Genomic DNA, 12,493 nt, shown 5'->3' on the forward strand with positions numbered 1-12,493 from the left:
GGTGCCGCGCGCTGTAGTTAATCGCCCTGCGGCTCGACCGGCTTTTCTACATGGCCGCCGAATCCTTGCCGCATGGCCGACAGCACTTTGTTGGAAAAATCGTCCTCGCCGCGTGAACTGAAGCGCGCAAACAAGGCGGCGCTCAGGATGGGCACCGGCACCGCTTCGTCGACCGCTGCATTGATGGTCCACCGACCCTCGCCCGAATCGGCGACATGGCCTGCGTAGTTTTCCAGCGTTGGATCTTTCTGCAGCGCGCCGGCGGTCAGATCCAGCAGCCACGAACCGATCACGCTGCCGCGCCGCCACAGTTCGGTAATTTCCGGCAGATCGAGGTCGTACTGATAGTGTTCAGGATGGCGCAGCGGCGTGGTTTCGGCGTCAGCCACGCTGCCCTGCTTGCCGACGTTGGCGTGGCGCAGGATATTCAAGCCTTCGGCGTAAGCGCCCATGAGGCCGTACTCGATGCCGTTGTGAACCATCTTGACGAAATGCCCGGCGCCATGCGGACCACAATGCAGATAGCCTTGCTCGGCGCTGCTGCCGCTCGCGGTGCGGCCGGGAGTCGGCGCTGCCGCGCCGGCGCCGGGAGCCAGCGTAGCGAAAATCGGCGCCAGATGGCCTACCACTTCCTTTTCCCCGCCTATCATCAGGCAATAGCCGCGGTCAAAGCCGGCGACGCCGCCGCTGGTGCCGACATCGACGTAATGCAGCTGGCGCGCTTTCAGTTCGGCGCCGCGGCGGATGTCATCGTGGTAATAGGAGTTGCCGCCATCGATCACGATATCGCCGGCTTCCAGCAAAGGCAGCAGCAGCGCCAGGTTTTCATCCACCACCGCAGCCGGCAGCATCAGCCACAGCACGCGCGGCGCGCGCAGCTGGCTGACCAGGTCCCGCAAGGATGAAGCGCCGGTCGCGCCCGGATGCACGGCGGCCTTGACGGCATCCGGATGCAAATCATAGACCACGCACTGGTGATCACCTTTGGTCAGACGCCTGACCATATTGGCGCCCATGCGCCCCAATCCAATCATGCCAAGTTGCATCCTGCTCTCCTCGCTGAATAAATATGACAACGACAGCCATGTTACCCGCTGCCGTTTTTTATGTCTTTTATTATGTCTTTTATTCGCTCGATTGTTACGCTTCCCTTGCTTAGTGGACTTCCTTCTTGCGGCCTTTTTCTATCAGCGCGATGGCGCAGGCGCGGGCCTCGGCTTCCGCCTCCTGCTCGCTGGCGAAGACGGTGTCGACCGCCACCCGCTGCGACGGGAAGATATCGTTTCTATGCATGGGATTGCAGGAAGGCGCGTAGATCACCAGGTTGGCGACCCAGCCTTCGCTGTCAGGCAATGGCAGCCCGGAACATTCTATTTCGTACTCACCAATTGTTTCTGAATGCATGGCAGTCTCCAGACGGTAGCGGGGAAAATTCGGGCGGCATCTGCCGCATCTTGCATGCGGCAGACAAGCAATAAAGTGCTTCCGATCAGATCACGTTTTTCCAGTCTTCACCACTGTAAACAGTTGCAGCGCAATCGTGTGTCCGACAACACCGCATTCGAAAGCAGGAAAAGCGAACCCGCTCGCCAATCTTCCATAAAATTCCTTTGCTCTTCGGCCAGTGTATATGAAGTCGGCGCCGGTGTGTGCGGCCTGCGGTTTGCTGCACCGGGCAGCCGCTGCCGCAGCTGTGACCATGGCCCGAGCGGCATCTCCTGCCTGATGCCGGCAGCAATGAAAACGTGGCGCCGCATATGACAGGCGCCACGCTTTTTTACACCCGATTATTTGATCATTTCCTGGTCATTATCACGCCGACCAGAAATCCCACGCCAGCCGCCGCGGCCAATGCCTGCCATGGATTTTCCTTGACATACTGTTCCGCCGAATCCGCCATTTCCTTGCTGGCGCCGACGGCAACGGTTTGCGCTTCCTGCGCGGCGACCAGAGCACTGTCCAGCAAGCGCATGGCGCGTGCGCGCAGTTCCTCGGCCTTATCGCCGGTCAATGCCGCGGCCGCCTGAAACAAGGCTTGCGCATCCTGGACCAGCACCTTTACATCGCGATTGACCGCTTTCAGATTTTTCTCTAACAAGATGAACTCCTTGAAATTGATGATGAACAGGGTCGCCTACATTTCAACCCAGCAGGTCACGCATATCGTCAGCGTGTTCTTCTTCCTTGGCCATGATGTCCGTTGAGGTGTCGTACTCCACATGGCTGCGCTCGGCCAGCGCAACCGGATTGAAATCCGGTTCGCCGTTGAGCTGCACGATACGTTCGGCGATTCTGGATGGGAGTACGAAGCTCTACACTAGATTTATATTACTTATGCGCGGCAAGATCGGTGCGCTGACGCACATAGCACTGGTTTTAACCCTGACTCAGGGTGACGGCCCGGCATCGGCAAGCTGTGTGTGCTGACGCACAGACCGCTGGCGGTGCTGACGATGTTCATGACACTTGCACAACAACGCGACTCCCCTACGCAGCGGCGGCATAAAGCAAAATCCCCCGCGCTCAAATGAGCGCAGGGGATTTCTTCAGGCCTGCTGCTGAAAAGCGCTTTGCTGTATTTGTCAGTTACCCAACAACATCTGCAGGATGATGCCGGTGGATATCGCCACCAGCACATAGTCGCCGCCGGTCTGCACCCAATGATAGCCGCGCGGCGGCGCATTCAGGTGGTGAGCCCGCCAGTCATCGACCACGTACTGGCGGCCGCGGTATTCCGGCGGCAGCCGCTGGCCCCGATAGAACGCGTGGTCGGGACCAGCCCCGCGCTCGTCGCGGCGCTGCTCACCGTAATCGCGGCGATCCGGCTGACGACGCTGATCGTTGTAATTGCCACGATCCGGCTGACGACGTTGATCGTTGTAATTGCCACGATCCGGCTGGCGGCGCTGATCATTGTAATCGCGGCGATCCGGCTGCCGGCCCTGATCGTTACGCTGCTGGTCATCGTAGCGCTGCTGGTCATCGTTGCGCTGCTGCTGATCGTAGCGCTGGGCGGGCCTGTCACGTTCCTGGCCGAACGCCAGGCCACCCGTGAGCAGCGACATCGCCATAATGGCGGAGACAACTGTTTTCGTTTTCATGCTGGGCTCCAGTGTGTGCGACGGTTCAATATTCTTGCGCCTGCTGCCGATTCATTGTCGGCTATATGCAGAATAGCCCCGCAAATGCCCGCATTCCGTACGGCAGCGCACACAAGCATCTGCTCGCCCGCAAATAGGCTTGCTGTTCCCGCAAAACATCATACTGCTACGCTATGTGTCCCAGCGCACCAAACCGCCAGGACAACCGCCGTAGCCTGAGCGGCAGGTCCTGCCAGTCCACCGGGCGCAACCAACAGCAAATGAGTTCGAGGCGGCACCGGCGCCAGGGGCAAGGTGGTGCTGCTGGCCCGCTGAGCGTTCCCGGGCGAGTTCCAGGCGCTTGCTTGGAGCTTCGTCCGAGAATCTGCTAATCTGTAAAACGTAGGACGGTCCGCAGGTCAGCAATCCGCGCTGCCGGCGCCAGTACTTTCACGCATCTTCTACGGGCCGCATTTCTACCGCCCCCTGTCGAACGTCTTCTCCTGACGCGGCGCCCTTCCGCTTGCCAGAAGCGATATCCAGCAGGGCCAGAATCTGATCACTGCAAACTCTTCCGCGCCCTGCGATCCGGTTCTCTTTCGTTATAAAAATAGAAATATCAAAATTGAAAACAGACCACAAATCCGTATTCGATTACCTGCTCAGCATTAAAACCGCGCTGCGCTCGGATAATGGCGGCGGCCGGGACGATGACGAGCTTCCCTTGCGCGCCGAATTGTTCAGCGCCTTGCAAATGGAGCAGCACGGCCGGATCCTGGCCAATGCGCACAAGCTCAGCCCTGAACGCGGCCGCGACCAGTTGCTGGCGCGCCTGGCCGAGAACGAAACAGTCATCATCGATGCCTGCAGCCAGCTGACCGAGGCCATCAAGACCAGCCGCCAGGTGACGCCGGCGGCGGAATGGCTGCTCGACAATTTCTATCTGATCGAAGAACAGATCCGCACCGCCAAACGGCACCTGCCGAAAAACTACAGCCGCGAGTTGCCACGCCTGCTGCGCGGCAACTCCGCCGGCCGCCCGCGCGTATACGATATCGCGCTGGAAACCATTTCGCACGGCGACGGCCGCGTCGATCCGGAAAACCTGAGCCGCTTCGTCGCTGCCTACCAGCAGGTGACGCCGCTGACGCTGGGCGAGCTATGGGCGATTCCCATCATGCTGCGCCTGGCCTTGATCGAGAACCTGCGGCGGGTCGCCACCCACCTGGCGCAGACCCGCCTCAACCGCAACCTGGCAGAATCCTGGGCCGACGCGATGGCGGAAAGCGCCGAGAACGATCCCGGCAACCTGATCCTGCTGGTGGCTGACATGGCGCGCTCCAATCCGCCGCTCGACAGCTCTTTCGTAGCCGAGCTGGTGCGGCGCCTGCAAGGGCAAAGCCCGGCGCTGACGCTGCCCATGACCTGGCTGTCGCAGCGCCTGAACGAATCCGGCCACACCATTGAACAGCTGGTCCAATCCGAAACCCAGCATCAGGCCGCCGACCAGGTCTCGATCAGCAACAGCATCGGCAGCCTGCGCTTCCTGAGCGCCATGGACTGGCGCGAATTCGTCGAAACCATGAGCGTGGTCGACCATATCTTGCGCAAGGACCCGGGCGATATTTATGCACGCATGGATTTCGCCACGCGCGACTGCTACCGCCATGTGGTTGAAAAGCTCGCCAGGCACAGCCGCATGTCCGAAATCGAAGTAGCGCAGCAGGCGCTGCAACTGGCGGCAGCCAGTATGCAACCGGTCGACAACGAAACGCGCAGCAGCCATGTCGGCTATTACCTGATTGACAAAGGCTTGCCGCAGCTTGAGGCGGCAGCCGCTTACCGGCCGCCGTTGCCGGAACGGCTGCGCAGCGCCGCCCGCGATTCACCGCTGACGGCGTACCTCGCCAGCATCCTGCTACTGAGCCTGCTGGTGGCTGGGCTGGTGCTTGCCAAGGCTTATGCCGACGGCGCCGGCGACTGGCTGCTGGCGGGGCTGGCGATAATCTCGCTGCTCGCCGCCAGCCAGCTGGCGCTGGCCATGGTCAACTGGCTCGCCACGCTGATCACGGTGCCGCGGCCGCTGCCGCGCATGGATTTCTCGGAAGGCATACCGCGTGAGTCGCGTACGCTGGTAGTGGTACCCACCATGCTGTTCACCCGGCAAAACATCGACGAGCTGACCGAAACGCTGGAAGTGCGCTACCTCGCCAATCGCGATGACAACCTGCGCTTTTGCCTGCTCACCGATTTCGCCGATGCCGGCAGCGAAAACCTGACGGGCGAAGACAGCCTGCTGGAACATATCAATAACAATATTACCGAGCTGAACCAGAAATACCGCCAGGAATATAGCAAAGCCCATGACGACCGTTTCCTGCTGCTGCATCGTCCGCGGCGCTGGAACCCGCAGGAAAAAACATGGATGGGCTACGAACGCAAGCGCGGCAAGCTGGCCGACCTGAACGCCTTCCTGCGCGGTGGCGAAGCGGATACCTATTCGCTGATTACCGGCGATACCGACGGCCTCAGCAACGTCCGCTACGTCATCACGCTGGATACCGACACGGAATTGCCGCGCGATGCCGCCAGGCAGTTCGTCGCCACTATGGCCCATCCGCTGAACCGGCCGCTGTATGACGCCAGCCGCGAACGCGTGGTCGACGGCTACGGCATCCTGCAGCCGCGGGTAGCGGTCAGCCTGCCGAGCGCCTCGGCATCGCGCTATGAATTGCTGTGCGGCGGCGAGATCGGCATCGATCCCTACACCCGCACCGTATCGGATGTATACCAGGATGTGTTCGGCGAAGGTTCTTTCGTCGGCAAGGGGATCTACGACATCGACGCCTTCGAGCAGGTGCTGGGCAACCGCATGCCGGAAAACCGCGTGCTCAGCCACGATCTGCTGGAAGGCTGCTATGCCCGCGCCGGCCTGCTGAGCGACGTCCAGCTGTATGAGCAGTATCCGTCCCGCTACAGCGCCGACGTCCGCCGCCGCCATCGCTGGATACGCGGCGACTGGCAGATCGCCTCCTGGCTGCTGCCCAGCGTGCCGGGCGCGCGCGATGCGGCGAGCGGCAGGATCCTGCGCCACCGCAATCCGCTGTCCGCCTTGTCGCGCTGGAAGCTGTTCGACAATCTGCGCCGCAGCATGGTGCCGTTTGCGCTGACAGCCTTACTGCTGGCCGGCTGGCTGCTGCTGCCCTCGGCCTGGTTCTGGAGCTGCGCGGTGCTGGCGATCATCCTGATTCCATCAATCTGCGCCAGCATCGTCAGCCTGCTGCGCAAACCTGCCGACGTCTTGTTGCGCCAGCATTTTTCAGCCACCCTGAAAGCCGCCGGCCAGCATTTCAGCCATGCGGCGCTGACGCTGATTTTTCTGCCCTATGAAGCCGCCGTCAATCTCGACGCCGTGATCCGCACCCAGTGGCGGATACTGGTCTCGCACAGGAAACTGCTGGAATGGCAACCGTCCAGCGCAACCAGCCGCCAGTCAGGCGACGGCCTGCTGTCCTATTATCGCGACATGTGGATCGCCCCCGCCATCGCCGCGGCGGCAGTCGTCTACCTGAGCGTCGCCCGACCGCTGGCGCTGCAAGCCGCCGCTCCTATCCTGCTGTTATGGCTGACGTCACCCTTCATCGCCTGGTGGATCAGCCAGCCTGTCAGCCGCCGCCAGGCACAGCTGACTAGCGAGCAAACGCAATTCCTGCGCGCGCTGTCACGCAAGATATGGCTTTTCTTTGAAACCTATGTCGGTCCGGAAGACAACTGGCTGCCGCTGGACAATGTCCAGGAACACCCGGTCGCGGTGGTGGCGCGGCGCACCTCGCCGACCAATATCGGCCTGTCGCTGCTGGCCAATCTGGCAGCCTACGACTTTGGCTACATCCCGGCGGGACAGCTGATCATACGCACCCAGAACACCTTTCAGACCCTCGCCGCCCTGGAGCGCTACCAAGGCCATTTCTACAACTGGTATGACACCCAGTACCTGAGACCGCTGCATCCCATCTATGTCTCGAGCGTGGACAGCGGCAACCTAGCCGGGCATCTGCTGACGCTGCGTCCCGGCCTGGAAGGTTTGCTGGACAGCGCGATCATCGGCGCGCGCGTCTTTCCGGGCTTGCGCGACACTTATGAAATCCTGCGCGACACCGCCGGCGGCGGCCCGCTGGCCAAGCTGGTCCAGTTCGAAAAGGATCTCGATTCGGCCTGCCAGTCCACTCCTGCCACCCTGACCGTGGCCCACGATTTCTTGCAACGCCTGAGCCATTGTGCGACCAGTTTTGTTGCCGGGCTCGACACCGTGCCCGACACCCAGCTCAACGTCTGGGGGCGCGCACTCGCCAGCCAGTGCAGGGAAGCGCAGGAAGAACTCGATCGGCTGACGCCATGGAACCAGATGCTGGCGCCGGCGGACTGGCTGGATGACTTTCCCGAGCTCGACCAGATCCCGACCTTGCGCCAGCTGGCGCGCATGCATACGGAGCTGACCGAGAAATTTGAAAGAAAGCTGGCCGAGCACAGCAATGCGCTGCAGATCGAACGCCTGTCCACGCTGCAGCGCCTGCTGGCTGAAGGCAGCCGGCGCGCCAGTGAAAACATCCTGCTGATCGAGCAGCTGGCGACCCAGGCCGAAGAGTTCGCCAGGATGGAGTACGGTTTCCTGTACGACCCTGCCACCCATCTGCTGGCGATCGGCTACAACGTCAGCGAACGCCGGCGCGACCTCAGCTTCTACGACCTGCTGGCCTCGGAAGCCCGCATGACGACCTTCATCGCCATCGCCCAGGGCCAGCTGCCGCAGGAAAGCTGGTTCGCCCTCGGCCGCCAGCTGACCATCGCCGGCGGTGAGCCGATCCTGCTGTCGTGGAGCGGTTCGATGTTCGAATACCTGATGCCGCTGCTGGTGATGCCGACTTTCGCCAATACCCTGCTGGACCAGACTTACGACTCCGCCATCAAGCGCCAGATCGAATACGGCGCCCAGCGCAACGTGCCGTGGGGTATTTCAGAATCGGGCTACCACACCTTCGATGCCAGCCTCAATTATCAATACCGCGCGTTCGGCGTGCCGGGCCTGGGCTTCAAGCGTGGCCTGGGCGACGATCTGGTAATCGCTCCCTACGCCTCGATGATGGCGCTGATGGTGGCGCCGGAACAGGCCTGCAGCAACCTGCAACAACTGGCGGCGGAAGGGTTCGAAGGCGAGTACGGCTTCTTTGAAGCCATCGACTACACGCCATCGCGCCTGCCGCGCGGACAGAGCAATGCCGTGATCCGCTCCTTCATGGCGCATCACCAGGGCATGGGATTCCTGGCGCTGGCCTACCTGCTGCTCGACCGCCCCATGCAAAAGCGCTTCGAATCCGATCCTCTGTTCCAGGCCACCATGTCCCTGCTGCACGAACGCGTGCCCAAAGCCAGCGCGACTTATTCCAACACCTCCGACCTGGCCGATATCCGCACCGCGGCCGGCGACCAGGGCATACAGATGCGCATCTTGCAGCGTCCCGATCCGCGCACGCCGGAAATCCAGCTGCTGTCGAACGGCCGCTACCATGTGATGGTCACCAGCGCCGGCGGCAGCCGCAGCCGCTGGAACGACCTGGCGGTCACCCGCTGGCGCGAAGACAGCACGCGCGACAACTGGGGCGCCTTCTGCTACGTACGCGACGTCGATGAAAGCAGCAACGAAGACAGCGCCTACTTCTGGTCGACCGCTTACCAGCCGACGCTGGCGCCGCCCAGGAATTACGAGGTGATCTTTTCCGAAGGGCGAGCGGAATTCCGCCGGCGCGACAACAATCTCGACATGCACACCGAGATCGTGGTGTCGCAGGAGGACGATATCGAATTGCGCCGGACCCGCATCATCAACCGCTCGCGCACACAGAGAACCATCGACATCACCAGTTATGCCGAGGTGGTGCTGGCGCCAGCGCCTGCCGACGCCACCCACCCGGCCTTCAGCAACCTGTTCGTGCAGACCGAGATCCTCGGTCCGCAACGCGCCATCCTGTGCACCCGCCGGCCGCGTTCGATGAACGAGAAAATGCCCTGGATGTTCCACCTGATGGCGATCCACGGCGCGGAACTGGATGCGGTATCGTACGAGACCGACCGCATGGAATTCATAGGCCGCGGCAACACCGTCACGGCGCCGCAAGCCATGCGTAAGCCCGGCCCCCTAAGTGGCAGCGCCGGGCCGGTGCTCGATCCGATCGTGGCGATCCGCTGCCAGATCACGCTGGAGCCGGAACAGGTGGTCACCATCGACATGGTGACCGGCATCGGCGACTCGCGCGATATCTGCCTCGGACTGATCGAAAAATACCAGGACCGTCATCTGGCCGACCGCGTGGTCGAACTGTCCTGGCCGCATAGCCAGGTGGTGCTGCGTCAGCTTAACGCCAGCGAGGCCGACGCCCAGCTGTATGGCCGCCTGGCGAATTCGGTGATCTTTGTCAATCCGCTGCTGCGCGCCGACGCCAGCGTGCTGATCCGCAACCATCGCGGCCAGTCCGGCCTGTGGGGTTACGCCATTTCCGGCGACCTGCCGATCGTGCTGGTGCAGATCAAGAGCCAGGAGAATATCGAACTGGTGCGGCAACTGGTGCAAGCCCATGCCTACTGGCGCTCGAAAGGACTGGCGGTCGACCTGGTGATCTGGAACGAAGACCATGCCGGCTACCGCCAGCTGCTGCAGGAACAGATCATGGGCTTGATTTCCTCGGTCACCGGTGCCAATGCGATCGACCGCCCGGGCGGCATTTTCCTGCGGCTGGTGGACCAGATCTCCGACGAAGACCGGATCCTGTTCCAGGCCGTGGCGCGGGTGATCCTGACCGACAGCCGCGGCACGTTGGCCGAACAGATCAACCGCCGCGACCTGATGGAAATTCGGGTGCCGCGCCTGACGCCGATGCTCAGGCCGCAAGCGCTCAGCGTGCCCGACGGGCTGACCCTGGCCAGCCGCCAGTTGCTGATGGCAAATGGCCTCGGTGGCTTCAGCGCCGACGGCCGCGAATATGTCATCGCCACCTCAGCTACGCAAACCACGCCGGCGCCATGGAGCAACGTGATCGCCAATCCGCAATTCGGCACGGTCGTTTCCGAAAGCGGACAAGCCTACACCTGGGGCGAGAACGCCCACGAATTCCGCTTGACTCCCTGGGCTAACGATCCGGTCAGCGATAGCGGCGGCGAAGCCTTCTACCTGCGCGACGAAGAAAGCGGCCACTATTGGTCGCCGGCGCCGCTACCGCGCCGCGGCGCCGGCGAGTATGTGACGCGCCACGGCTTCGGCTACAGCGTCTTCGAACATATCGAGGAAGGCATCGTCTCTGAACTGACGGTCTATGTCGCTATCGACGCCCCGGTCAAATACTCCGTGCTGCGCGTGCGCAACGAATCGGATGGGGTGCGCAAACTGTCCGCTACCGGCTATGCCGAGTGGGTGCTGGGCGAATTACGCCCCAAGTCGGTGATGCACATCGTCACGGAAATCGATCCTGCCAGCGGCGCCCTGCTGGCGCGCAATCCCTACAATACCGAATTCCCCGACCGCATCGCCTTCTTCGATGTTGACGCTACCGTCCGCAGCGTCAGTGGCGACCGCTACGAATTCATCGGCCGCAACGGTTCCCTGCAAAGCCCGGCGGCGATGGAGCGGATACGCTTGTCGGGCAAGGTCGGCGCCGGACTCGATCCGTGCGCCGCAATCCAGCAGCAGTTCGAGCTCAGTCCCGGCCAGCAGCGCGAAATCGTGTTCATGCTCGGCGTCGCCGATAGCCGCCACAGCAACCTGGGCGAACTATTGCAACGTCACCGCGGTGCAACTGCGGCGCAGACGGCATTGCAGGCAGTCCATGCGTTCTGGGAACGCACCCTGGGTGCAATACAGATAGAAACGCCGGACCCGGCGCTGAACCTGCTGGCCAACGGCTGGCTGATGTATCAGGTCGTCTCCTGCCGCATGTGGGCGCGCAGCGGCTACTACCAGTCGGGCGGCGCGTTCGGCTTCCGCGACCAGCTGCAGGATGCCATGGCCCTGGTGCACAACCAGCCGCAGCTGCTGCGCGAACATCTCCTGCTGTGCGCCGCCCACCAGTTCATCGAAGGCGATGCTCAGCACTGGTGGCATCCGCCCACCGACCGCGGCGTCCGCACCCATTGTTCCGACGATTTCCTGTGGCTGCCGCTGGCAGTGCATCGCTATGTCAGCAGCACCGGCGACACTACCGTGCTGGACGAAGCCGCGCACTTCCTTGAAGGACGGGCAGTGAACCCGGATGAAGATTCCTACTACGACCTTCCGGGCCGCTCCAGCGAGGTGGCGACGCTGTACGTCCATTGCGTGCGCGCCATCGAACACGGTCTGCGCTTCGGCGTGCATGGGCTATCGCTGATGGGTTCGTGCGACTGGAACGACGGCATGGACAAGGTTGGTGAAAAGGGCAAAGGCGAAAGCGTCTGGCTCAGCTTCTTCCTGTACGAGGTCCTGACCAGCTTTAGCGAAATCGCCGCCGGCCGCCAGGACCAGGCCTTTGCCGAGCGCTGCTGGACTGAAGCCGTGAAGCTGAAGAAAAACATCGCCGCCAACGGCTGGGACGGCGCCTGGTACCGGCGCGCCTATTTCGATGACGGCACGCCGCTCGGCTCGGCCAAGAATGTCGAATGCCAGATCGATTCGATTTCGCAAAGCTGGTCGGTGCTGTCCGGCGGCGGCGATCCGCAGCGCAGCCTGATGGCGATGCAGGCGGTAGACCAGCGCCTGGTGCGGCGCAAGGACGGCATCATCCAGCTGCTCGATCCGCCGTTCGACAAATCCGACCAGAATCCCGGCTACATCCGCGGCTACGTCCCCGGCGTGCGCGAAAATGGCGGCCAGTACACCCACGCGGCAATCTGGACCGTGATGGCTTTTGCCAAGCTGGGCGACCAGAAACGCGCCTGGGAACTGATGCGGCTGATCAATCCGCTCGGCCACGGCAAGACTGCAAGCAAGATCGCCAGGTACAAGGTCGAACCCTACGTGGTCGCCGCCGACGTCTATGCCGGCGTACCACACGTCGGCCGCGGCGGCTGGACCTGGTATACCGGATCGGCCGGATGGATGTATCGCCTGATCGTCGAATCACTGCTCGGCCTGCGCCTGGCCGGCGACAAGCTGCACATAGCGCCCTGCCTGCCGGACAACTGGACATCCTGCCGCCTGGCCTACCGCTATCGCGACACCACCTATCAGATTGTGCTGCACCAGGGTGTCGCCGATGGCCTCGCCAGCTACATCAAGGTCGACGGCGCGATACAGACGGACGCCGCAATTGCGCTGGTGGACGACAAGCGCGAGCATGCGGTGGAGATATTGCTGCCGGCGCGGCCGGCAGCGGCTGCGTAGTCTCGAT

5 protein-coding genes and 1 pseudogene are annotated in these 12,493 nt (G+C 62.4%); 1 reads left to right on the forward strand and 5 read right to left on the reverse strand.

Translation table 11 applies throughout. The features are described 5' to 3' along the window. Positions 1–17: 17 nt before the first annotated feature. From gnd to BCF11_RS26505, 5 genes and pseudogenes are all read right to left on the reverse strand, one after another. The gene (gnd, locus tag BCF11_RS26485) at positions 18–1,046 is read right to left on the reverse strand and encodes a phosphogluconate dehydrogenase (NAD(+)-dependent, decarboxylating) (RefSeq protein ID WP_098497840.1); all 1,029 of its coding nucleotides are present in this window, start codon (positions 1,044–1,046) and stop codon (positions 18–20) included. A gap of 109 nt (positions 1,047–1,155) precedes the next feature. Then, positions 1,156–1,404, reverse strand: a complete 249-nt coding sequence (locus tag BCF11_RS26490; protein ID WP_098497841.1) for a hypothetical protein — start codon at positions 1,402–1,404, stop codon at positions 1,156–1,158. Positions 1,405–1,795: 391 nt separating this feature from the next. After that, entirely contained in the window at positions 1,796–2,098 is a 303-nt protein-coding gene (locus BCF11_RS26495) for a YqjD family protein (RefSeq protein WP_098497842.1), read from the reverse strand. A gap of 43 nt (positions 2,099–2,141) precedes the next feature. Continuing rightward, positions 2,142–2,294 (reverse strand): annotated as a pseudogene (locus BCF11_RS26500) (ferritin-like domain-containing protein); the annotation flags it as partial. Between the two features lie 288 nt (positions 2,295–2,582). Beyond that, positions 2,583–3,101, reverse strand: coding sequence for an RcnB family protein (locus tag BCF11_RS26505; RefSeq protein ID WP_098497843.1), 519 nt, complete (start codon positions 3,099–3,101; stop codon positions 2,583–2,585). A 637-nt stretch (positions 3,102–3,738) separates the two neighbouring features. On the opposite strand from BCF11_RS26505, the gene BCF11_RS26510 reads away from it, so the two are divergent. Next, entirely contained in the window at positions 3,739–12,486 is an 8,748-nt protein-coding gene (locus BCF11_RS26510) for a GH36-type glycosyl hydrolase domain-containing protein (protein ID WP_369827886.1), read from the forward strand. Positions 12,487–12,493: the final 7 nt, after the last annotated feature.

It is taken from the genome of Collimonas sp. PA-H2, assembly GCF_002564105.1.
In the GTDB taxonomy this organism is placed as follows: Bacteria; Pseudomonadota; Gammaproteobacteria; order Burkholderiales; family Burkholderiaceae_D; genus Collimonas.